At 73.4% G+C, this 23,576-nt stretch carries 16 protein-coding genes and 1 pseudogene; 12 read left to right on the top strand and 5 right to left on the bottom strand.

All coding sequences use genetic code 11. The features are described from left to right. The first annotated feature begins 261 nt into the window (after nt 1–261). Nucleotides 262–2,688: a non-reducing end alpha-L-arabinofuranosidase family hydrolase gene (locus ACZ4MU_RS31810; RefSeq protein WP_467883010.1), complete on the top strand. Its 2,427-nt coding sequence runs from the start codon at nt 262–264 to the stop codon at nt 2,686–2,688. An 87-nt stretch (nt 2,689–2,775) separates the two neighbouring features. Here the strand turns inward: ACZ4MU_RS31810 and ACZ4MU_RS31805 are convergent, their stop codons facing one another. After that, a complete protein-coding gene (locus tag ACZ4MU_RS31805) occupies nt 2,776–2,913 on the bottom strand; it encodes a hypothetical protein (RefSeq protein WP_467883009.1) in 138 nt (45 codons plus the stop codon). Nucleotides 2,914–3,092: 179 nt separating this feature from the next. Then, nucleotides 3,093–3,955 (bottom strand): annotated as a pseudogene (locus ACZ4MU_RS31800) (ATP-binding cassette domain-containing protein); the annotation flags it as partial. A gap of 1,040 nt (nt 3,956–4,995) precedes the next feature. Between ACZ4MU_RS31800 and ACZ4MU_RS31795 the strand changes: the two are divergent. From ACZ4MU_RS31795 to ACZ4MU_RS31780, 4 genes are all read left to right on the top strand, one after another. Beyond that, nucleotides 4,996–5,259, top strand: coding sequence for a hypothetical protein (locus ACZ4MU_RS31795; protein WP_467883008.1), 264 nt, complete (start codon nt 4,996–4,998; stop codon nt 5,257–5,259). Between the two features lie 255 nt (nt 5,260–5,514). Further along, entirely contained in the window at nt 5,515–6,492 is a 978-nt protein-coding gene (locus tag ACZ4MU_RS31790) for a hypothetical protein (RefSeq protein ID WP_467883007.1), read from the top strand. A gap of 220 nt (nt 6,493–6,712) precedes the next feature. Beyond that, nucleotides 6,713–8,623 (top strand): HSP90 family protein, encoded by a 1,911-nt coding sequence (locus ACZ4MU_RS31785; protein ID WP_467883006.1) that lies wholly within the window; start codon nt 6,713–6,715, stop codon nt 8,621–8,623. Next, complete coding sequence (locus ACZ4MU_RS31780) at nt 8,624–11,581, top strand: tetratricopeptide repeat protein (protein WP_467883005.1); 2,958 nt, start codon at nt 8,624–8,626, stop codon at nt 11,579–11,581. Nucleotides 11,582–11,940: 359 nt separating this feature from the next. On the opposite strand, the gene ACZ4MU_RS31775 is transcribed toward ACZ4MU_RS31780, so the two are convergent. Continuing rightward, nucleotides 11,941–12,477: a DinB family protein gene (locus tag ACZ4MU_RS31775; protein WP_467883004.1), complete on the bottom strand. Its 537-nt coding sequence runs from the start codon at nt 12,475–12,477 to the stop codon at nt 11,941–11,943. 143 nt (nt 12,478–12,620) lie between these two features. Further along, nucleotides 12,621–13,739 (bottom strand): DUF5937 family protein, encoded by a 1,119-nt coding sequence (locus ACZ4MU_RS31770; RefSeq protein ID WP_467883003.1) that lies wholly within the window; start codon nt 13,737–13,739, stop codon nt 12,621–12,623. Between the two features lie 169 nt (nt 13,740–13,908). Between ACZ4MU_RS31770 and ACZ4MU_RS31765 the strand changes: the two genes are divergently transcribed. The 7 genes from ACZ4MU_RS31765 to ACZ4MU_RS31735 all read left to right on the top strand — a co-directional run bounded on the left by ACZ4MU_RS31765 (nt 13,909) and on the right by ACZ4MU_RS31735 (nt 22,640). Next, nucleotides 13,909–14,988, top strand: a complete 1,080-nt coding sequence (locus tag ACZ4MU_RS31765) for an ABC transporter substrate-binding protein (RefSeq protein ID WP_467883002.1) — start codon at nt 13,909–13,911, stop codon at nt 14,986–14,988. Between the two features lie 6 nt (nt 14,989–14,994). Then, nucleotides 14,995–16,065 carry a FecCD family ABC transporter permease gene (locus ACZ4MU_RS31760; RefSeq protein ID WP_467883001.1) on the top strand — a complete coding sequence of 357 codons (1,071 nt, stop codon included), beginning with the start codon at nt 14,995–14,997 and terminating at the stop codon, nt 16,063–16,065. Beyond that, the gene (locus tag ACZ4MU_RS31755; RefSeq protein WP_467883000.1) at nt 16,062–16,901 is read left to right on the top strand and encodes an ABC transporter ATP-binding protein; all 840 of its coding nucleotides are present in this window, start codon (nt 16,062–16,064) and stop codon (nt 16,899–16,901) included. The genes ACZ4MU_RS31760 and ACZ4MU_RS31755 overlap by 4 nt, the downstream gene beginning before the upstream one ends. A 126-nt stretch (nt 16,902–17,027) precedes the next feature. Continuing rightward, entirely contained in the window at nt 17,028–18,932 is a 1,905-nt protein-coding gene (gene asnB / locus ACZ4MU_RS31750) for an asparagine synthase (glutamine-hydrolyzing) (RefSeq protein ID WP_467882999.1), read from the top strand. A 12-nt stretch (nt 18,933–18,944) separates the two neighbouring features. Beyond that, complete coding sequence (locus ACZ4MU_RS31745) at nt 18,945–20,204, top strand: cytochrome P450 family protein (RefSeq protein WP_467882998.1); 1,260 nt, start codon at nt 18,945–18,947, stop codon at nt 20,202–20,204. Nucleotides 20,205–20,448: 244 nt separating this feature from the next. Beyond that, nucleotides 20,449–21,537 carry an L-tyrosine/L-tryptophan isonitrile synthase family protein gene (locus tag ACZ4MU_RS31740; protein WP_467882997.1) on the top strand — a complete coding sequence of 363 codons (1,089 nt, stop codon included), beginning with the start codon at nt 20,449–20,451 and terminating at the stop codon, nt 21,535–21,537. Then, nucleotides 21,528–22,640, top strand: coding sequence for an alpha/beta hydrolase (locus tag ACZ4MU_RS31735; RefSeq protein WP_467882996.1), 1,113 nt, complete (start codon nt 21,528–21,530; stop codon nt 22,638–22,640). The genes ACZ4MU_RS31740 and ACZ4MU_RS31735 overlap by 10 nt, the downstream gene beginning before the upstream one ends. Before the next feature lie 22 nt (nt 22,641–22,662). On the opposite strand, the gene ACZ4MU_RS31730 is transcribed toward ACZ4MU_RS31735, so the two are convergent. Next, entirely contained in the window at nt 22,663–23,439 is a 777-nt protein-coding gene (locus ACZ4MU_RS31730) for an SDR family oxidoreductase (protein ID WP_467882995.1), read from the bottom strand. Nucleotides 23,440–23,576 lie beyond the last annotated feature (137 nt).

Raw genomic sequence — 23,576 nt, 5'->3', positions numbered from 1 at the left:
CCCTTTTCCCGGGCACGACCAGCTTGCAGGCCCTCGCGTAACGTTTTCTGCCCGCGAGATGCGTCACCGGGCGATCGGCCGGGCGGCGCCACTTTTCCGTTACGGGACCGCGCGTCCACCGGCCTCCTCTTGTGTGGGGTCCTCTTCCCGCCGCTCGCCCTCGCGCGTCGGCGCGGCAGGGGCCCCGACTTCCCCGTTGACGTATCTCCCGAAGGAAGCCGCTTCCATGACGCGACACATCCACGACCCCCGAGGAACAGCGTGAAGGGCCTGCACCGGCTCAGCCGGCGTCGCCGTACCGTCGCGATAGGCATGTCGGCCGCCGCGGTGGTGGCCGGTGCCGTGACGTTGCTCCCGAGCTCCGCCGGAGCCGCCGCCCTGGGTACGCAGGCGGCCCCCTCCGGCCGGTACTTCGGCACCGCCCTGGCCTCCGGCCGGCTCGGCGACGCGGCGTACACAGCGATCGCGGACCGCGAGTTCACCATGGTCACCCCGGAGAACGAGATGAAGTGGGACGCGATCGAGCCGTCCCGCGGCACGTTCACCTTCGGCGCCGCCGACCGGATCGTCAGCCACGCCCAGGCCCACGGCCAGCGGCTGCGCGGCCACACCACGGTCTGGCACTCGCAGCTCCCCGCCTGGGTCCGCTCCATCCGCGACGCGAACACCCTGCGCGCGGTGATGAAGAACCACATCACCACCGAGATGAACCACTACAAGGGCAAGATCTACGCCTGGGACGTGGTCAACGAGGCGTTCGCCGACGGCTCCGGCCGGCACCGTGGTTCGGTGTTCCAGGACGTGCTCGGCGACGGTTTCATCGAGGAGGCGTTCCGTACCGCCCGGACGGCCGACCCCTCGGCCAAGCTCTGCTACAACGACTACAACATCGAGAACTGGACGGACGCCAAGACCCAGGGCGTCTACCGCATGGTGAAGGACTTCAAGTCCCGCGGCGTGCCGATCGACTGCGTCGGCCTCCAGAGCCACTTCGGCGCGGGCGGGGCGCCGTCGAGCTTCCGGACCACCCTGTCCAGCTTCGCCGCGCTGGGCGTCGACGTCCAGCTGACCGAGCTGGACATCGCCGGGGCCTCGCCCGCCCACTACGCCAACGCCGTCAACGCCTGCCTGTCCGTGGCCCGGTGCACCGGCATCACGGTGTGGGGCGTCCGCGACCGCGACTCCTGGCGGGCCGGCGAGAAACCCCTGCTGTTCGACGACAACGGCAAGCCCAAGCCCGCCTACACCGCCGTCATGAACGCCCTCAAGTCCGCACCGGGCCCGACGCCCGGCGGGTCCGCCACCCCCGGCGGAACCGGCCCCGCCCCCGGCGGGTCCGGCAGCGGCGGGTCCGCCGACGGCGGGGAGATCAAGGGCGTCGCCTCCGGCCGCTGCGTCGACGTCAACGGCTTCTCCACCGCCAACGGCACCCGGACTCAGCTGTGGGACTGCAACGGGCAGACCAACCAGCGCTGGACCCGCACCGCCGGCAAACAGCTGATGGTCTACGGCAACAAGTGCCTGGCCGCCGGGAACAAGGGCACCGCGAACGGCACCCCGGCGGTCATCCAGGACTGCGACGGCAGCGCCGACCAGCAGTGGAACGTCAACGCGAACGGCACGATCGCGGGCGTCCGCTCCGGGCTCTGCCTGGACGCCGTGGGCGCTGCCACCGCCAACGGCACGAAGATCCAGCTGCACTCGTGCTGGTCCGGCGCCAACCAGAAGTGGACCGGCCCGTCCGGGACACCGGCCCCGACCTCGCCCGCCCCGACCGGCGGCAGCACCTGCGCCCTTCCGTCGGCCTACCGGTGGTCGTCGACCGGAGCGCTGGCGCAGCCGGCGAACGGATGGAGGTCGGTGAAGGACTTCACCCACGTGATGTACAACGGCAAGCACCTGGTCTACGGCTCGAACGTGTCCGGTTCGTCGTACGGCTCGATGGCCTTCGCGCCGTTCACCAATTGGGCGGACATGTCCTCGGCCCGTCAGACCGGGATGAACCACAAGGCGGTGGCGCCCACGCTGTTCTACTTCGCGCCCAAGAAGATCTGGGTGCTGGCCTACCAGTGGGGGGCGTGGCCGTTCATCTACCGCACGTCGAGCGACCCCTCCAACCCCAACGGCTGGTCCGCGCCGCAGCCGCTGTTCACCGGCGGCATCCCGGGCGGCGCGCCGATCGACCAGACCCTGATCGGCGACGGTCAGAACATGTACCTGTTCTTCGCCGGTGACAACGGCAAGATCTACCGGGCGAGCATGCCGATCGGGAACTTCCCCGGCAACTTCGGCTCCTCGTACACCACGGTCATGCGCGACACGGTGAAGAACCTCTTCGAGGCGCCGCAGGTCTACAAGGTCCAGGGCCAGAACCAGTACCTCATGATCGTCGAGGCGCGGGGTGCCAACGAGCAGCGCTACTTCCGCTCGTTCACGGCCTCCAGCCTGAACGGCACGTGGACCCCGCAGGCCGCCAGCGAGAGCAACCCCTTCGCGGGCAAGGCCAACAGCGGTGCCACCTGGACCAACGACATCAGCCACGGTGACCTGGTCCGCACCAACCCCGACCAGACGATGACCGTCGACCCCTGCAACCTGCAACTCCTCTACCAGGGCAAGTCGCCCACCGCGACCGGTCCGTACGACCAGCTGCCGTACCGGCCGGGGCTCCTCACCCTGCGCCGCTGACCCCGGCACCCGGAGCGCGGAGGGACCCCGGCCGACGTATGTACGTCGGCCGGGGTCCCTCCCGCGTGGAGCGGCCGGCGGCCGCGGTCACTTGCCGTCGCGGTTGGTGAAGTAGTACGCGACGATGACCACCAGGCTGACGCAGAAGACGATGACCACCAGCTTGGTCGTACCCGCCGACGCCGGGACCAGCAGTGCCTGGAGGGGACCGGGGCTTCCTCTCATGGCGCACTCCTCAACGGCTCGTGTCGGCCCCCGCGCACTCGCGAACTGCGGTCGTTCGTCGTGGAGTTGAGGGTGCCCCCGGGCCGCCCGTTGAATCCCGTGGCCGAGCGGGTCCCGTGGCCGAGCGGGTCCCATGGCCGAGCCGCGCCCTTCCGGTCCGGTCCGGCCCCCGGCCGGGTTCAGCGCACCCGTTCCACCCGGCGCTCGTCCCACACCGGCTCCGAGCTCTCGCGGACCACGCCGTCCGAGCCGAAGACCAGGTAGCGGTCGAAGGAGCGGGCGAACCAGCGGTCGTGGGTGACCGCCGGCACCGTGCCCTCGTATGCCTCCAGGCCCTCCTGGAGAGCTTCCGCCGACTCCAGGTCGAGGTTGTCCGTCGGCTCGTCCAGGAGCAGCGCCGTGGTCCCGGCGAGCTCCAGGAGCAGGATCTGGAAGCGCGCCTGCTGGCCGCCGGAGAGCCTGTCGAAGGGCTGGTCCCCCTGGCGTTCGAGCTCGTAGCGGCGCAGGGCCGACATCGCGCCGCCCCGGTCCTTGGCGTGTTCGGTCCACAGGATGTCGACCAGGGTGCGACCGATGTGCTCGGGGTGGGCCCAGCTCCTCGAACTTGCGCAGCCGGGTCTTGGCGGCCTGGTAGCGCGAGGCCATCTCGTCGCTGCGCGCGGCGTACTGGTCGTGGGAGATGAACAGGAACGTCTTGCGGGTCTCCGCCAGGCGCTCCTCCAGCCACCGCTTGCCGGGGACGTCCAGGTAGTTGTCCGGCTCGTCCAGGAGCAGCACCTCGTCGGGGCCGCGCAGCAGCGCTTCGAGGACCAGCCGCTTCTGCTCGCCGCCGGACAGGGTGCGCACCTCGCGGAACTGGGCCCGGTCGTAGGGCATGCCGAGGGCGGCCGTGGTGCATGTCCCAGACGGTCTCGGCCTCGTACCCGCGTGCCTCGGCCCAGTCGCTCAGCGCCTGCGCGTACCGCATCTGCGCGTTCTCGTCTTCCACGGTCAGGATCAGGTGCTCGGCGCCGTCCACGGCGGCGGCGGCCTCCCTGATCCTGGGCTGGGGGCGGCGTGACGGCGGCACAACGCGTTTTCGCGGGGCGCGGCGGGGCCGTCGATGGGGCCCTCGATGGGGGCTTCAGTGCGCGGGGGGACGTCGGCCCGTAAGCGGGCCAGGACGTTCTCCCGAGGGGCGGCCGTCCGCGCGACGTCCACTGCCTCGGGGTGCACATGCCGCACCAGGGCCCGCCGCGCGAGGTACGCGCGGTCGAGATCCGGGCTCGCGCGAAGCACGGGCACCCGGCGCAGCACTGCGACAAGCGGGCCCTGGTGCCCACCGCGCTCGACATGCAGATGGGCCCTGGTCCCCGTAGTGACTACGGGGACCAGGGCCCATCTCCGTCGAGCGCTGGGCAGGCCTTGCACCTGCATCTCCCCACAGGAAGTGGGGCGCCTTTCCTTGGACCACCAACGCATGTCCCGCCGCCGCTCTTTCGCGGCCGCAAGCTCAAGATCTACTATAGCCGACCCTCGACACAGCCGGAACCACCGCAACCGCCGCAACCGCCGCAACCGGCAGGTGAGTACCGGGTACTCATGAGGCCCCCGTTCCGCTCCTTGTAGCCTGGCGGCGACGCAGCGCCGCAGTGACGTACGAGACGGGACGGGTGGGATCAAAGGGGGAACGGGTGGAACGGGTGGGTTCGTTCGCGCAGGAGTGGGCGCAGCTCAAGTGTTCCTCATCCCCAGCGACGAGGCCTTCGGCGCGAACCAGATGAACACACACGCCGAAGGAAATGGCCCTCGGCGACGACGGCTTCGCACGGCCACAGTGAGTACTGGAACAGGGGGACGACGGCTCTCAAGAACCAGGCACTGGTCGTGGTCGGCCAGTACGGCGACGTCACCGGTCCCCGGCGATGTGTACCCGTCCGGCCGCACCGGCACTCAGCGAACAGACAGCGCCTCTCCCGACACCGGCAAGGAACAGCATGCTCCGCGCACCGCTCCCCGCTGCTCCCCGCTGCTCGCCGGCGCCGCCCGGGCAGCGCCCTGTTCCCTCTCGTACTGACCGGTCTCCTTCTCAGTGGATGTGGCATGAGCGACGACGACACCTCGAAGATCCCCCTCGCCGGCATGGCCAGCACCGATGACGCGGTCGATGCCGTCAAGGCGGTGTCCAGCCAGATCTACGAGTTCACCGGGGTGCCCGGCAGGGCTTCCAAGGCAGGTCCGGGTGTCAAGGCCTGCCCGGGCAAAGACCCGGAGAAGTACTTCCAGGTCTACCACCCATGGAACTTCGAACCGAACTCCCGTACGGACAACGACGTCGCCATGAAGCACCCCGAGCCTCGGCATTGACGTCACCTCGGGCCGTTACCAGGTCCCCGAGGGCCAGACGATCAAGCACTCGTAGCGGCCGGCTGGGGGCGCGGACCGCTCCGCCCCGCCCCGCCCCGCCGCCGCGTGCGAGGCATGGGCCGACTTTCGCCGGCCCGCACCATCCCCAAACGGACGTGCGGTTGTCAGACCGCCGTGATACTCACTTACCTCAACGGGGGCAAAGGCCCGGCCGTCTGAACGGCGCGCCGGGCGCGGGTGACTTGGGGGTGGGGTATGGCGTTGCTCCGTGGGGTGGGGCTCTCCTGGAAGCGGATGGTCGGCAGACCCGGGGCGCAGGTGCGGCTCGGGTCGGGGGATCCCGATGTGCCGCTGGCCGAGGAGGCCGCCCGATCCGGGGACTGGGCGGCGGTGCGGGCGCTGCTGGAGTCGCGGCCCGAGGGGGAGAACCGGGTCGATCTGCTCTGGGCGGTCGCCGACACCGCCGGAGTGGAGCAGTGGATCGGCGCGGTGATCGAGGCCGAGCCCGGCTCCGCGCTGCCGCTGCTGGTCGCCGGGGCGCGGCAGATCAGCTGGGCCTGGGAGGCGCGTACCTCCGCGCGGGCGCAGCACGTCTCGCGCGAGCAGTTCGAGGTCTTCCACGACCGGCTGCGTACCGCCGAGAAGACGCTGTACGAAGTGGCCGAACGGGAGCCGGGCTGGACCTCTCCCTGGTACGGGCTACTCGTCACCGGGCGCGGCCTCCAGGTCGGCGAACCGGCCGCGCTGCGACGGTTCGAGGCCGTGGTGCGCCGCGACCCGCACCACCTCGGCGCCCACCGGCAGCGGCTGCAGCAGGTGTGCCGCAAGTGGGGCGGGTCCCACGAGGAGATGCACGCCTTCGCGCGGCGGGCCGCCTTCGCCGCGCCCGAGGGGAGCCTGCTCGGCGAGCTCGTCGCCATCGCCCACGTGGAGCACTGGCTCGACCTGGAAGACGGCGAGGACGCCCCCTACCTGCGGCGGCCCGAGGTGCGCACCTCCCTGCGGGACGCCGCCGAACGCTCCGTGCTGCACCCGGACTTCGTTCCCCGGCCGGGCTCGGTGCAGGTGAGCAACACCTTCGCGATGGCGTTCTCGCTCGTCGGGGACACGGCGTCGGCGCGGGCGTGCTTCGAGGCGACCGGGGGGTACGTCACCGAGTCCCCCTGGCACTACCTGAACAACGACGATCCGACCGTGCCGTACCGCAAGTACCGTGCGGCCGCCGGGGCCTGAGCCCACGAGTCCGGGGCCGGTGGCCCGCGACCGCCGGAACCCGAGCCCACAAGCCCGCAGGCTCACAGACCCACAGCCGGTGGCCCGTCCGCCGGAACCTGACCCCACGAGCCCACGGCTCCCGCCCCTCCCGCGCCCGGCCCCCGGTCCCAGCCCTCTGCCCGCCTCGCGCCCCGCCGTACCACCACGGCACGGGCGCACCCACCGAAAGACTTCCTCCGTGTCCCAGCCCTCGTCATCACCCTCACCCTCACCCTCGCCCTCCCCGTCCTCCTCGTCCGGGGCCGCCCACACCTTCCAGGTCGACCTGCGCGGCCTCGTGGACCTCCTCTCCCACCACCTCTACTCCAGCCCCCGCGTCTACCTGCGCGAACTGCTTCAGAACGCCGTCGACGCCATCACCGCACGCCAGGCCGCCGAGCCGGGCTCCGCCGCCGCCATCACCGTGCGCACCGGGGACACCCTCAGCGTCACCGACACCGGCATCGGTCTGTCCGAGGCGGATGTGCACCGCTTCCTCGCCACCATCGGGCGCAGCTCCAAGCGCACCGCCGACGGCCGCTTCGACGGGACCGGGCTGGACGCGGCCCGGGGCGAGTTCATCGGCCAGTTCGGCATCGGCCTGCTCGCCTGCTTCGTCGTCGCCGACGAGATCACGGTGCTGAGCCGGCGCGCCGACGACCCGGCGGCACCCGCCGTCGAGTGGCGCGGCCACAGCGACGGCCGCTACACCCTGCGCACCCTGCCCGCCTCCGCCGTGCCCGAGCCCGGCACCACGGTCACCCTGGCCCCCCGCGCCGACAACGCCGAGTGGACCCGTCCCGACCAGGTCGTGGCGCTGGCCCGGCACTACGGGGCGCTGCTCCGGCACGACGTCACCGTCGTCGGGCCGCGCGGCGAGACCACCCGCGTCAACGACACGCCCCCCTGGGAGCGGTCGCACGCCTCGCCGCTGGCCCGGCGCGAGGCGATGACCGCGTACTGCCGCGGCCTGTTCGACTTCACCCCGCTCGACACCATCGAGCTGGACCTGCCCGCCGCGGGGCTGCGCGGCGTCGCCTATGTGCTGCCCACCGCCGTCAGCCCCGCCCAGCGCGCCGGGCACCGGGTGCACCTCAAGGGCATGCTCCTCACCGACCAGGCCCCGGAGCTGCTGCCCGACTGGGCGTTCTTCGTGCGCTGCGTCGTCGACACCACCAGCCTGCGCCCGACCGCCTCGCGCGAGGCGCTGTACGAGGACGGCACGCTCGCGGCCGTACGGGACGCGCTGGCCACCCGTATCCGCGACTGGCTCACGGGCCTGGCCGCCAGCGACCCGGCGCTGCTGCACCGCTTCATCGACACCCACCACCTCGCGGTCAAGGCGCTCGCCCGCTACGACGACGAGCTGCTGCGGATCGTCCTGCCGTGGCTGCCGTTCGAGACGACGGACGGCAACGTCACGCTGGAGGAGTTCGCCCGGGGGCACGCCACCATCCTGGTCAGCCGCAGCGTGGAGGAGTTCCGCCAGGTCGCTCCGATCGCCGCCGCCGCGGGCCTGGGCGTCATCAACGGCGGATACACCTACGACCGCGACCTCGTGCACCGGCTGCCCGAGCTGCGGCCCGGCACCGCCGTCACCGACCTCGACCCGGCCACCGTCACCGCCCACCTCGACACGGTGGACCCCGCGGCCGAGCTGCGCGCGGCGGCGTTCCTCGCCATCGCCCGCGAGACGATCGGCGCCCACGACTGCGACGTGGTGCTGCGCGACTTCCAGCCCGTCACCGCCCCGGCGCTGCTCCTGGACAACCGCGAGGCCCGCCACGAGCGCACCCGCTCCACGCTGAGCGCCGAGAGCGACGGCCTGTGGGCGGACATCCTGGGCTCGCTGCGCAGCGAGACCCCGCGCGCCCAGCTCGTCCTCAACCACCTCAACCCGCTGGTGCGCCAGGCCCTCACGGTCACCGAGCCGGGGCTGGCCGCCACCACCACCGAGGCGCTGTACGGCCAGGCCCTGCTGCTCAGCCGGCGCCCCCTCAAGGCCGGTGAGAGCGCCCTGCTGAACCGGGCCTTCATCGGTCTGCTCACCCACGCCATGCACCACAGCGGCACCGCCGCGCCCGACACCGCGCCCGGGAAGGACCTGTAGATGCTGGACACTCCGGAGGCCGTGTTCGAAGGGCTGCGGGACAACCACGACCGCCCGCACGGTCTGCACCGCACCGTCACCGCCGAGGAACTCGTGGACGCCGCCGAGGCGTTGGAGAAACCGGACGTACTGGTGACGGCGCTGCACGAGCTGATGGCGGCGTACGAGTTCACCGGCGAGCACCGCAAGTCCCCCGTCGCCTTCGCGCGGCTTCTGAAGCTGTGGGAGACGTCTCCGGACGCGTTCAGCGACTGGGAGGCGCACCAGCTGTTCTGGCGCTTCAAGTGGGTGACGACCTCGCTGCTCCAGGTCCCCGAGGTCCCGCTGGCCGCCGTGGAGGACTGGATCGCCCATATGCGGACCCGCTACGAGGCCGCGGGCCACGGCATGCAGCCGGTGGCCGCGATGCGCTACCACGTGGCCGCGCACACCGGCGCCGGGGTGGCCGATGCGTACGACCTGTGGGCGACCCGGCCGCGTACGGACCTGAGCGACTGCGAGGCGTGCGAGACCCGCCACTTCGCCGCGCACGCGCTGGCGGCGGGCGACGACCGCGCGGCCCTCGACCTGTGGCGGCCCGTCCTGGAGGGGGCCGCCGCGTGCAGCGAGGAGCCGCAGATGAGCCAGGCGCGGGCGCTGCTGCCGCTGCTGCGCCTGGGCGAGTGGGACCGGGCCCGCTCGCACCACCTCACCGGATACCGGCGGGTGCGCGGCAAGGCCGGTATGCAGCACGAGGTGGGGCTGCACCTGGAGTTCTGCGCGCACACGCGCAACGAGGGGCGCGGCCTGGAGATACTGGCCGAGAACCGGCCGCTGTTCGAGGCCACCGGCGCGCCGCTGGACCACCTCGGGTTCCTCACCGGCGTCGAGATCCTCCTCGCCCGCCTCGTCGAGGACGGGCACGCCGCCACCGCCGTCGCCGGGCCGCCCGGCCGTACCTGGACGGCCGGTGACCTGCTCGCCACCGTACGGGCCGACGCGGACCGCCTCGCCGCGGCCTTCGACGCGCGCAACGCCACCGGGCACATCGGCGGCCTGCGCCGGGCCCGTCTGGACCGGCCCCCGCTGCTGGAGGAGCCCCTGCCGCTGGGGCTGCGCACGGCCGTGGCGCGGCCGTCGGCGCCGGCGGCCGCGAGCGGGCGGCCGCCTGCCGCACGCACGGTGCCCGAGGACTTCGTCTCGCTGGTGAACGAGGCCCGGCGCATGGAGGCGGTCGGCCACCCCGGGGACACCGCGCTGTGGGCCGCGATCGCGGAGCGGGCCGGGGCCGGGGCGTACACCCACGACGACCGGCTCGGCCCCGAGGAGCGGCTGCGCGCCGAACTGGCCGAACAGCGGGCGTACGCGCTGGCCGTGGACGAGGACCTGGCCGGCAGCCGCGCCGCACTGGAGGAGGCCGCCGCGCTGTTCGAGCGCGCCGGGATGCCGTGGCAGGCGCTGGCGGCGCGGGCCCGGGGCCTGGCGTGGACCGCCGCGCCGGGCGAGGGCGCCGACACCGACGGCCTGCCCGACAGCGCGGCCCGATGGGAGGGCCTGGACGCGGTCCTGCGCGAGGCCGAGCGCCTGCTGGCCGCCGAGGAGGCGCCCGCGCCCGGTACGGCCTCGCCCGCGGCCCACGAGTACCTGGGCATCCTGCACTCCCGCGCCTTCGCCGCCTACCACGAGGCCGCGGCCCACCTGCCCGCCGTCCCGGCGCCCGCGCGCGAGCGGTTCGAGGCGCTCGACGCCTCGCTGCGCTCGCAGGCCGAGCGGTACGGACTGCCGCACCAGCGGGCCCAGGCCCGGCTCCTCGCCGCCGACTTCGCCGCCCGCGGCGGACGGACCGCGCACGCCGAGGCCGAGCTGCGGGAGGCGCTCAAGGACATCGGGGCCACCGACCGCCCCTGGTACGCCCCGCGCGTCCTCGCCCGCCTCGCCCAACTGCTCCTGGTCGGAGAGCGGTTCGAGGAGGCGGCCGAGCTGCTGCACCGGGCGGTCTCGGAGGCGCTCCGCCACGACGACACCGCCTTCCCCATCGCCCATGCCTACGCGATGCTCGGCCACGCGGCCACGCACCTGGGCGACGCGGGCGGCGCCGTGCGCCACCTCTCCGAGGCCGCCGCCCGCCAGGACCGCGCCGGCCGGCACGAGGAGGCGGCCGACCTGCGGCTCCAGCTCGCGGACGTGCTGGCCGGCTCGGGTCAGCAGGCCGACGCCGTGGCCGTCCTGGAGTCCGTCCTCGCCGAGGACCCCTCCGGCTCGCTGGACGTACGCGTCCTGGCCCAGGCCAGGCTGTCCCTGGCGCGGGGCCTGCGGGCGCTGGAGGAGTACCGGGAGGCCGCCGAGGAGTTCCTGCGCCTGGCCGGCATCGTGGCCGGGTGGGAGGGCGAGGAGGACCGGCCGCTGCACACCCTGGTGGCGGCCGAGGCGGCCACGACCCTGGCGCTCGCGGGGCTGTGGGACGCGGCGACGACGGCGTACGAGCGCGCCACGGCCGCGCACGCGGAGGCGCCCACACCGGGGCCGATGGTCACCATGATGTGTGAGTTCGCCCGCCTCACGATGGTGTCCGAGGGCGCCGAGGGCCTGGAGACGGCCCTGCTGTTCCTCACCGACGCCGACAACGTACGCGCCGCGGTGGCCCCGGACGACGAGGACTTCGCCGCCTGGCACGCGGCGGGCTCCGTCCACTACCGCCGCGCCCGCGTCCTGGCCGAGGCCGAGCACTTCGCCGAGGCCCTGGCGGAGGTGGAGCGGGCCGTCGCGGCCTACGAACAGGGCGGCGAGGACGGCGAGACCTCCCGCGCGGAGGCGGTCCGCATCGCGGCCCTGATCGAGGGCAACGGCCTGGACCGCTACGAGGCGGCGACGGCCCGCCTGACGACGGCGGTCGCACGCTGCGAGCGGGCGGGTCTGCTGGAGGCGGCGGGGGTGCTGCGGGAACTGCGGGCGGAGTTCGCGGCACGGGCGGGGGACTGACGAGGGCACGAAGGAAGGTCTCGCACACCCCCGCGCGCCGACTGAGGCCGCCGTGGTGTGCGGGCCCGTGCACCAGTTCCGGTCCTGGGCCGGCCAGACGATCGACCACGCCGTGATGGTTCCGGGGCACGGACCCCCCTGACGGGAGGGCCAGTCCTCCGGCCCCGTCGGACGTGCCGCCGGCGCCGTCGGGTTCCGCAGGCGGCACGCGCACACGTGCCGACCTCGCAGGGTCCCCCGTGCTCACCACGACTGACGCCGACAGGGTCCGGCACTTCGCACGGTGAGTTCCTCCCCCTGTTCACGCCCACTACTGCCGACGACAGAGGAAACCTTCCATGTCGAAGACACGACCGGCATCACTCCTGGGCCAACGCCACCAGCTCGAACGCCGTCTTCCCGTCCAACGACTCCCGGATGACGTCCGCGTGGCCCGCGTGGCGGGCCATCTCCTCGATCAGGTGGAGCAGGAGCCACCGCATCGACACCTGTCCGTCCTTGGGGAACCAGGGGGCCGGCGGGAGCGGGAACGTGTCGTCCAGGGACGGGACGGCGTGGACGAACTCCTCCGTCTCCTTGGCGACCGCGTCCCAGAACTCCAGCATCCGCGGCACCGTCTCCTCGCCGACCAGCATGAAGCTCTCGTGCCACATCGACTGCTCGCGCTGCTTCTCGTTCGGGCGCTGCTGGGCCATGCGGAGCCAGGTGAGTTCGACCTCCGCCACGTGCTTGAGCAGGCCGGACAGGGAGAGTTCGCTGGCGCTGGGGCGGCTCGCGGCCTGCTCCTCGGTCAGACCGTGCAGGGCGCGGCGCAGACCGCCGCGCTGGGCCTCGAGGAACGCCAGGAGCGCGCCGCGCTCGTCGCCGTGCGCCTCTGCCGGAACGTGAGTGACCATGATGTCCGCCCTCGGTTCGTACGAGGAGGCCCGCTGCCTCCCCGCCCTGCCGTGCGACATCCAAGTTATGGGGGAACTAGGTCAGTTGACGTCCTCATTGGGCCCGGGAAGGCCGACTGGTCGTGTGCCCCGTACGGGAGTGATCAGCGCAGCACCCCCTCGATGAAGTCGCTCCCCAGCCGGGCCACCACCGACAGGTCCAGCTGGTGGTGCACGTAACGGCCGCGGCGGCGCGTGGTGATCAGGCCCGCCTTCTTCAGCGCCGCGATGTGCCGGGAGACCTCCGGCGCGCTGATGTCGTGCGCGGCGGCGAGTTCCGTCGTGGTGTACGCCGAGCGCGCCAGATAGCGGCACATGCGGATACGCATCGGGTGGGCCAGGGCTTCCATGCGCAGTTCGAGCAGGTCCAGGGAGCCCGGCCCCGGCAGGGACGGCGCCGCCGCCGGGTAGTGGATCACCGGGCGCCAGCGGGGCGCGTGCAGCACCCACAGATGGGGCCAGCCGAAGGATGACGGCACGAAGGTGACGCCCGCGCCGACGGCCGCGTCCAGCGCGCTCGTACGGCCGCTGGTCAGCTTGTCCACGCTGATCCGCGTCCCCTCGCCCTCCAGGGTCAGCGCGGGCGACACCTCGGCCAGCGCCTGGGCCAGGCCCTTGTGGCGCAGCACCTGCGTCTTGTGCCGGGCGTCGGCGGCGAGTTCGCCGCGTACCCGCTGCCACACGTCGTCGAAGAACGCCTCCGCGCAGTCCTCGAACAGCCGCCGCGTCCAGGCCCGTACGGCGGGCGGGTCCTCCATGAGCCGGGTGGCGAACCCCACCTGGCGCGGGCCGCGCGCCGCGGCGCGTTCCAGCGCGTGGGCGCGGGCGCGGGCGTCGCTGAGCGGGGACGGGCCGCCGCGGCCGTACTGGCTGGTGCAGGAGATCTCCAGGGCCGCGTCGACGAACACCTCGTCGTCCAGGCGGTCCAGCTGGTCCAGGTCCTCGGCGAGGGTGGCGCCGGGGAGCCCGTGCGTGCCGGGCAGCGCCGCGAACGGCAGCGAGATGTCGGAGAAGGACGACGTCCACAGGAAGTCCGCCTCGCACAGACGGTCCGCGAGGTCCGGCTTGAGGGCGGCGTTCGTCGCGGTCGTCCAGCCGTGCAGCCCGGGATGGTGACCGGGTTCGGCCAGCGCGTGCAGCGCCGCGAACAGCTCGGCCAGCGGCGCGGGGCCGAACACCAGGCGCTCGGGCGGCAGCCCGGCTATGTCGATGATCACGCTCATGAGGCCATCCTGCCGGACTGTACGCGGGTGGGAGCCGATATGTGACGCTCGCCGCCCCCCGGGTTCGTAGGGGAGCGCCTCCCCCGGGAACTCCTCGACGGTCCGCTGCGACTACTGGCAACGGGCGGCGGAGGTCCGCCCGCGTACCGAGTGGACCTGGAGAGTTGTGATGCGTTCTCGCGTGTGGTGGCCTACGACGGCCGTGGTGCTCGGCCTCCTCGCGGCGGGCTGCGGCGACGGGGACGGCGCCGGTGCGGGCAAGGACGCCGCGGGCGGCGCCGCCGTCTCCGCCTCCTCCGGTGGCTTCCCCGTCTCCGTCACCGACTGCGCGGGCGCCACGACCACCTTCGCCGCCGCCCCGAAGAGGATCGTCACCAGCAACGCGGCCGGACTCGAACTGCTGCTGCGCCTCGGCGCCGGGGACAAGGTCGTCGGCACCGGCTTCCCGCCCGGCAGGGGCACCCTGCCCGCCGCACTCGACGCCCGGGCCCAGCGGGTGAAGGTGCTGGGCCGGACCGTCATCGCCAAGGAGAAGCTGCTCGGCTCCGGCGCCGACCTGTACCTCGACACCTTCGCCTCGATGAGCGGGATGGGCGGCGGCATGGGCGACGCGCCCACCGAGGCCGAGTTCAAGGCCGCCGGGATCAAGCACGTCTTTTTGAAGTCCACCGCCTGCGCCGCCCACCGCAAGGGTCCCCTCACCGACCTGTCCGCCGTCGAGGACGACATCACCTCCCTCGGCGCCGTCACCGGCACCTCCGCCACGGCGAAGGAGCTGGTCGCGGGCATGAAGAAGACCGTGGACGCCGTGCACGGCGCCGTCGGCGCCCTCGCCCCCGAGGCCCGGCCCACGTACTTCTTCTTCGACTACGACGCCGGCACCAAGCAGCCCGTGGCCGTCTGCAACCGGCAGGTCGCCCACGCGGTGATCACCCTGGCGGGGGCCCGCAACGTCTTCGCCGACTGCGACGGCGACTTCCAGCAGGCCGGCTGGGAGGACGTCATCGCCAAGGACCCCGACTGGATCCAGCTCGGCGTACGCGACCGGGGCAGCGAGGCCGCGAACAGGGCGGCGTTCGACGAGGCGGCGCGGTGGCTGCGGGACAATCCGGCCACCCGGGGGCTCAAGGCCGTCAAGGAGAACCATTTCGTACGGATCGGCTCCGAGCGGACCACCATCGCGGGCGTCGCCAACGCCGACACCGTCCGGGAGATCGCCCGGACGGTCCACCCCGGCAAGGTCGGCTGAGCCGCCGTGGTCTCCCTCGCCCCCTCGCGCGAGGACGCCCCGGCCCGCAGAGCTCCCCGGTCCGCGACCGCCCTCGCCGCCGTCCTCGCCCTCGCGCTCCTGGCCGCCCTCACCGCCGCCGTGTCCTTCGGCTCCACCTCCGTCCCGCCGGGCGAGGTATGGGGCGTGGTGGGGCGCAGGCTGTCCGGTGACGCGCCCCGGCCGGGCACGGACGACCTGATCGTGTGGCAGCTGCGGGTGCCGCGCGCGCTGCTCGCCGCGTTCGTCGGCGCCGGGCTCGGCGTCGTCGGCACGGCCGTGCAGGCGCTGGTACGCAACCCGCTCGCCGACCCGTATCTGCTGGGCATCTCCAACGGCGCCTCGCTGGGCGCCGTCGCCGCCCTGGTGCTGGGCGCCGGGGCGGGCGGCGCGCTCGGGCTCGGCCTGTCGGGCGCCGCGTTCGCGGGGGCACTGGCCACCTTCGCGCTGGTGTGGGCGGTGGCCCGGCGCGGCGGCGGGTTCGCACCGCTCAGGCTCGTCCTCGCGGGCGTGGCCATCGGCCAGTTCCTGTCCGGCTTCACCAGCTACCTGGTCCTGCGGGCCGGTGACGAGCAGCAGACGCACGGCGTGCTGTTCTGGCTGATGGGCAGCCTCGGCGGCGCCACCTGGCCGCTGCTGGCCGTCCCCGCGCTCGCCGTCCCGCTCGCGCTCGTGGTGCTCCAGGCCCGTGCCCGGGGCCTGAACGCGCTGCTCATGGGGGACGAGACGGCGGCCGGGCTCGGCATCGACGTCGTACGGCTGCGGCGCGAGCTGTTCCTGGTGACCAGTCTGCTCACCGGGGTCCTGGTGGCCGTGTCGGGGGCCATCGCCTTCGTCGGGCTGCTGGTCCCGCACGTGTGCCGCCTGCTCGCGGGCGGCGACCACCGCAGGCTGCTGCCGCTCTCGGCGCTGCTGGGCGCGCTGCTCCTGGTGGTCGTGGACACGGTGTGCCGTACGGCCATGGACGCGCAGGAGCTTCCGGTCGGCGTGGTCACCTCGCTGATCGGCGCCCCGGCGCTGCTGTATCTGCTGGACCGGCGGCTGGGGAGCGGGAGTTGAGGATCGACATCGAGGACCTGCGCGTCGCCTACGGCGGCCGTACCGTCCTGTCCGGGGCGCGCCTGCTGGCCGCCGAGGGCGAGATCACCGGTCTCGTCGGGCCGAACGGCAGCGGCAAGTCGACGCTGCTGCGGACCGTCTACCGGCATCTGAGACCGGCCGCCGGGCGGGTGCTCCTGGCCGGCACCGACCTGCGCGAACTCAGCCCCGCCCGGGCGGCCCGGCACGTGGCCGCGCTGCCGCAGGAGCGCGGCGGCGACTTCGAGCTGAGCGTGCGCGAGGTCGTCGCCATGGGCCGCACCCCCTACAAACGGGCCTTCGCCGCCGAGGACGCCAGCGACGCCGGGATCGTGGCGCGCGCGCTGGCCGACACCGGTATGGTCGGGCACGCCCACCGCCGCTTCACCGAGCTGTCCGGTGGCGAGCGCCAGCGGGTGCTCCTCGCGCGGGCCTTCGCCCAGCAGCCGGACGTCCTGGTCCTGGACGAGCCGACCAACCACCTCGACGTACGCCACCAGGTGGAACTGCTCGCCCTGCTGCGCGCCCAGGCCCGTACCACCCTGGTCTCCCTGCACGACCTCAACGCCGCCGCCTCCGTCTGCGACCGGCTGCACGTCCTGCACGCCGGACACGTCGTCGCCTCCGGCACACCCCGCGAGGTGCTCACGCCCGCGCTGATGGCCGAGGTGTTCGGGGTCCGCGCGGCGGTCGTGGACCACCCCCTGACCGGGGACCCGCTGATCGCCTTCGACCACCGGGCCCCGGCGGAGCCGGTCCCGGCCGGGGACCCCGGGACGGATCCGGACGCGGCTCCGGACGCGGAGGTACGGACATGAGCCGAACCCTCGCTGCCGGGGCGGCGCCCCCGTGGACCGCCGGTCCCCTACCCCTCCCGGCGGTGGCGAGGACCACCGGTCCGGTATCCCCCGCCCGCCCCTGACCCCGGAACCCGGAGCTGCCCCATGTGCGGAATCACCGGCTGGGTGTCCTTCCACGGCGACACCCACGACACCCACGGCACTCACGCCCCCCACGAAGCCCGCGACACCCCCGGGGCCCGCGACCGTGCGCATACCCGGACACGTACACCGGTCATCGAGGCCATGACCGCCGCCCTCGCCCCGCGCGGCCCCGACGCCGGCGGCGTCTGGCTCGACGGGTACGCCGCGCTCGGCCACCGGCGCCTGGCCGTCATCGACCCGGCGGGCGGTGTCCAGCCCATGCCCGACCGCCCCGACGCCCCCACGGCCGTCCTCTCCTACAGCGGCGAGGTCTACAACCACCACCAACTGCGCTGCGAGCTGAGGGCGTTGGGGCATCACTTCCACACCCGCAGCGACACCGAGGTGGTGCTGCGCGCCTACGCCCAGTGGGGCCTGTCCGTCGCCGAGCACCTCGACGGCATGTTCGCCTTCGCCGTCTGGGACGCCCGCGCGGGGCGCCTCCTGCTCGTACGCGACCGGCTCGGCGTCAAACCGCTCTTCTGGGCGGCCGTGGACGGCGGCCTCGCCTTCGCCTCCGAGCCCAAAGCCCTCTTCCGCCACCCGGAGATACGCCCCCGGGTGGACGCCGACGGCCTGCGCGAGGCGTACAGCCTGCTCTTCAACACCGGCCCCACCCTCTGGTCGGGCGTACGCGAGGTCGAGCCCGGCGCTCTGCTGGTCCTTGACCGGGACGGCGTCCGCGAGCGCCGCTACTGGCAGTTGGAGGCGGGCGGGCACACCGACGACCGGGACACCGCCGTCGACCACGTCCGCCACCTCATCAGTACCGCCGCCCGCGCCCAGCTGGAGGCCGACGTCCCGCTCTGCTCCCTGCTGTCCGGCGGCATCGACTCCACCGTCCTGACGGCGCTCCTCGCCGACGAACTGCGCCTGCGCGAGGGCCCGGGCGCACGGCTGCGCAGCTACGCCGTCGACTACAGCGACCAGGCCGAGCACTTCACCGGCGACGTGCTGCGCACCGGCCACGACACCCCCTACGCCATCGAGGCGGGCGCCCACATCGGCACCGACCACTCCACCGTCGTCCTCGACCCGCGCGCCCTGCTCGACCCCGGGCACCGCCGGGCGGTCGTGGCGGCCCGGGACTCCCCCATCGGCGTCGGCGACATGGACACCTCGCTGTACCTGCTGTTCGGCGAGATCCGCCGCCACTCCACCGTCGCCCTCTCCGGCGAGGCGGCGGACGAGGTGTTCGGCGGCTACCCCTGGTTCCACGACCCGGCGGCGCTGGCCGCCGACACCTTCCCCTGGCTCCTGGTCACCGGCGACGAGGCGGCGATGCCGCTCCACCCGGACCTGGACCTGCGCATCGCCGAGTTCCGCGACGACACCTACCGCGCCGCGCTCGCCGCCGTGCCGCACGCCGAGGGCGAGAGCCCCGCCGAACACCGCCTGCGCGAGCTGCAGCACCTGTCGCTGACCCGCTGGCTGCGCCAGCTCCTGCACCGCAAGGACCGGCTCAGCATGGCGCAGGGCCTGGAGGTCCGCGTCCCGTACTGCGACCACCGGCTCGTCGAGTACGCCTTCGCCGCCCCCTGGGCCCTCAAGAGCTTCGACGGCCGCGAGAAGAGCCTGCTGCGGGCGGCCGGCGCGCAGCTCGCGCCCGAGTCGGTGCTGTGGCGGCCCAAGAACCACTACCCGGCCACCCACCACCCCGACTACAACCGGGGTCTTCAGGACATGGCCCGCGACGCCCTCGGCGCCCACGGCGGCCTGGTCCGCGACCTCGCCGACGCCACGCGCGTCACACCGTGCCTCGACACCCCGCCCGAGCGACTGACCTGGGGCCACCGGCTCCGGCTCGAACGCGTCGTCGACCTCTCCCTGTGGCTGGAGCACCACCAGCCCGAACTCGCCCTCTGAGGAGCGCCTGCCATGACCGTCCAGGAACCCCGGCCCGCCCTCCGGGACAACGACCCCGAGCCCGTCCCGCTGATGGGCTGCCCGTACAAACGCGATCCGTACCCGCTGTACGAGCGGATGCGCGAGGCGGGACCCGTCCACCGGGTGCTGTTCCCCAGCGGGGTGCGCGCCTGGCTCGTCACCGGGTACGACGCCGCCCACGCGGCCCTGAACGACGAGCGCCTGGGCAAGAGCCACGACCGGGGCAACGACCGCTGGCGCGAGCGCGCCTCGATCATGCCCGAGCCGCAGCACTCCCAGCTCCAGGTCCATCTGCTGCACCAGGACCCGCCCCGCCACACCCGGATGCGGCGGCTGGTGACGGAGGCGTTCACCCCGCGCCGGGTGGAGCGGTTGCGCCCCCGCTTCCAGGAGCTCGCCGACGCGCTGGTCGACGCCCTGCCCGAGGCGGGCCCCGCCGACCTCGTCGCCGCCTTCGCCGCCCCCTTCCCCTTCCGGGTGCTCGCCGAGACCATCGGCCTCCCGCCCGCCCTGGCCGGGCGCTTCGACCGCGACTGGGGCAAGGTGGTCCAGCCCGTCGGACCCACCGACCCCGGGCGCCCGGCGTACGAGGCGCGGCTGCACGGCCTCCAGGCCTACATAGCCGAGGTCGTCGCCCACAAGCGGGCGCACCCGGACGACGACCTGCTCAGCCGTCTCGTCGTGGCCCGCGACGCGGACGAACTGACCCCCGAAGAGCTCGACTCCATGATCTTCCAGCTCCTGGTCGCGGGCCAGGAGCCGGTCACCAACCAGATCACCACCGCGCTGATCGCGCTGCTGCGCCACCCCGGCCAACTGGCCCGGCTGCGTGAGGACCCGGCGCTGCTGCCCCGCGCGGTCGAGGAACTCCTGCGCTACGACAGCGCCTTCGAGCTCACCACCTGGCGTTTCCTCGCCGAGGACGACGACCTGCACGGCACGCGCGTCCCCGCCGGGGACTCGGTGATCGTCTCGCTGTGCGCCGCCAACCGCGACCCGCGCCGCTTCACGGACCCCGACGCGCTCGTCCTCGACCGCTCCCCCAACCCCCATCTGGCGTTCGGCCACGGCATCCACTTCTGCCCCGGCGCCGCGCTGGCCCGCGCCGAACTCGCCATCGCGCTGGGCACGCTCCTGGCCCGGCTGCCCGGGCTGCGGCTCGCGATCGCGGACGAGGACCTGGAGTGGATCCCGGCGGTGCTGGGGCGGGGGACTTCGCGGCTGCCGGTCGCGTACGACCGTCGCGCCTGACACCCGGCCCGGGGGCCCGCCCCTGCGTCCTCCTCCTTCCCGTACGGCTACGGCGACCGGCGCACATCGGCCGGTCGCGTACGGCCGCCGCACCTGACAACCGGCCCCGGGGTCCACCCCCTCCTCCCCCGCGGCTACGGCGACCGGCACCCGGCCGAGGCGCCCCGCCGCCATGCCCGCGTGCCCCCGTACCCGCGTGCCCCCGTACCCGCGCGCCCCGACCTACGCCCTTCTGGAGAAACCCATGCCACTGACGACCGCCCCGGACCCCCTCACCACCACCCTGAGCTCCGCGATCCTGGGCCTCCTGCTCCCCCACCACCGCACCACCGACCCCCACCCGCCGCGCCTGGACGCCTCGGCCTTCCCCCGCCAACTGCGCCGTATCCGCGCCTTCGTACGCGCCGGAGCACCCGTCGTCCTCACCCTCCCCGCCTTCCCCTGCAAGTCCCCCAACCCGGCCAAAGTCCTCGGCCACCTCCCCGACCAGGGCGAACGCCTCTCCCTGCGGTTCCTGGACTCCCTGTGCAGAGACATCGGCCGGATATACCCACCGGGCGCAAGCATCGTCATCTGCTCCGACGGCCATGTCTTCGGCGACCTCGTCCGCGTCCCCGACCACCACATCGACGCCTACGCCGACGAGCTGCGCGCCCTCATCGCCGCCTCCCGCCTGGACCGGCTCTCCGTCTTCGACCTGCGCGACGCCTTGGGCGACGTGCCGTACGAGGCCCGGCGCGCCCACGTCCACGACCGCTACGCCCCGAGCCTGGACGCCCTGCGCGCCGAGGTCCGTACCGACGCGCAGGCCCTCGCCCTGTACCGGGGCATCACCCGCTTCCTGGTCGAGGACACGGCCGGTTTCACCGGGACGCGTTCCGCGCTGCAACGCGAGTGCCGCCGACGGGCGTACGGCGTGATCCAGCGCAGCCGCGCCTGGGGCGCCCTGATCGGCGAGCACCACCCCGGCGCGGTGCGCCTGTCCATCCATCCGCAGCCGGTGGGCGCCGACAAGTTCGGCATCCGCCTCCTGGACGCGCCCGACGCCTGGACCACGCCGTGGCACTCCAGCGCCCTGCGCCGCGCCGACGGCACCTGGACGCTGCTGCCCCGGGCGGCGGCGGCGCGCCTGGGCCGCCCGGTCCACCGGGACGGACGCCCCAGCCACTTCGAACAGGGCGACCGGAGCGACCCGCCCCGGGAACGGATTGCCCCGGATCCGTATCTGACTGTCCGACACTGGAGGTCCGGCCGTCCGCACCAGCGGGACACCCGGCCCCCTTCGGCTTCGGCTTCGGCCTCGGCAGAGAGTTCGCACGGTTCATGGGCCTGACGAGTACCACCGTTCTGCTGCTGGCCGTGGCCTGCACGGCGCTGCTGTTCGCCGCCACCGTCCTGCTGTGGCCGCTCCTGGCGCGGCGGGGGTGGCTGCCGGTGCTGGGCAGGGTGGGCCTGGTGCTGACGATCCAGGTGCTCCTCTTCTCCTCGGTCGGCCTCGCCGCCAACAGGACGTTCCTCTTCTACGGCTCCTGGGCGGACCTGTTCGGACGGCAGACCGGCGTGGGGGTGCTGGACACGCGGGCCATCGGCAACCCCGGGGTGAAGCTGGTGGCCCGGCAGGAGGTCGGTGTCCCGGGCGCCGGGTCGCCGCACCTCAGCGGTGAGGTGCAGAAGATCTCGGTGCAGGGCGAGCGGTCGCGGATCGTCAGCCCGGCGTATGTGTACCTGCCGCCGGAGTACTTCCAGAAGGAGTACGCGCACACCAAGTTCCCGGCGGCCGTCGTCCTCACCGGCTTCCCCGGCACCGCCGAGAACCTGCTGAAGGGGCTCAGGTACCCCAAGACGGCGTGGCTGCAGGTCAAGCAGAAGAAGATGCGTCCGATGATCCTGGTGATGATGCGGCCCACCGTGGCGCCGCCGCGCAACACGCAGTGCATCGACATCCCCGGCGGCCCGCAGACGGAGACGTTCTTCGCCAAGGACCTGCCCAAGGCCCTCTCGGGCACCTTCCGGGTGGGGACCGCGCCCCGCAACTGGGGCTTCATGGGCGACTCGACGGGCGGTTACTGCGCCCTCAAGCTCGCCCTCCAGCACCCCGAGGCGTACGCGGCCGGGGTGGGGCTCTCCGCCGACTACGAGGCGGAGGTGGACCGCGACTCCGGCGACCTCTTCCACGGCGACAAGGCGGCGCACAAGCGCGCCGACCTCCTGTGGAGCCTGGACCATCTGCCGCAGGGCAACTCCTCGTTCCTGGTCACCACGTCCAAGCACGGCGAGACCAACTACCGCGCCACCCAGCGGTTCATCGCCAAGGTGCGCGCCCCCGCCCGTGTCTCGTCGATCACGCTCGACACGGGCGGCCACAACTTCAACACCTGGCGGCGGGAGATCCCGCCGGCGCTGGCGTGGCTGAGCGGGCGGTTGCGGGGAGAGTGAGGCGCGCGGACAACCGTGCCGTTCACCCCTGACGCCGCTGCCCGACCCGCTCGGCGAGAAAGTCCTCCCAGGCCCGGGTACCCGTCACGGCGTGCTCCAGGGAGAGGTTGAGCCCGGCGCGGTAGGCGCGCCCGGCCTTGCCCGGCACCCGGACCGGCACCATTGGCCGCCGCTTGCCCCGGGCCCTGAGGTACGTACGGGTGATGTCCCCCATCCCGTACACCTTCGGTCCCGCCAGATCGGCCACCCGCCCGGCGGGCTCGCCCAGGGCCAGCTCGACGAGCCGGGCGGCGACCTCGCGCGAGTCGACGGGCTGGAGACGCATGCCCGGGACAGGGACCACCGGAAGCCTGGCCATCTTCTCCATCATGGTCAGCACCAGGTCGTGGAACTGGGCCGCCCGCAGCGTCGTCCACGGGATACCGGACTCCTCGACGGCCCGCTCGGCGCCGAGCTTGGCCCGGAAGTAGCCGAGCGGGACGGTGTCGGCGCCGATGACGGAGATGTACACGAGGTGCTTGACCCCGGCGCGGGCGGCGGCCGCGACCAGGTTGCGGGTCGCCAGGTCGTCACCCTTGGGCCCCCCGGCCAGGTGCAGCACGGTCCCAGCCCCCTCCACGGCATCCCCGATGCCCTCGCCCGCGAGCAGATCGCAGGCCACGTACGAGACGCCGCTGTCGTCACCGCGGCGCGCGTTCCGGCTCACCACCCGCACCTCGTGCCCGGCCTGCCGCAGCAGGGGGACGACGTGACCGCCGAGGGTGCCGGTACCACCGGTGACCAGGATGGGAGACGCCATGACCACACACTCCAGAACTCACTCCACGTGCCCCGCCTCTTCCGGCGGGGCCGAGCCGCGCTGTGCGGCGGCTCTGCTTCTGTGAAACGCGGGGGCGGGGGAACGTGACACGATCCTGGGATTTCTTTGACGCCGTT

This window comes from Streptomyces sp. NPDC026377, from assembly GCF_055567715.1.
Note: the sequence above shows the minus strand (reverse complement) of the source record. Positions and strands in the feature narration are given on the sequence as shown.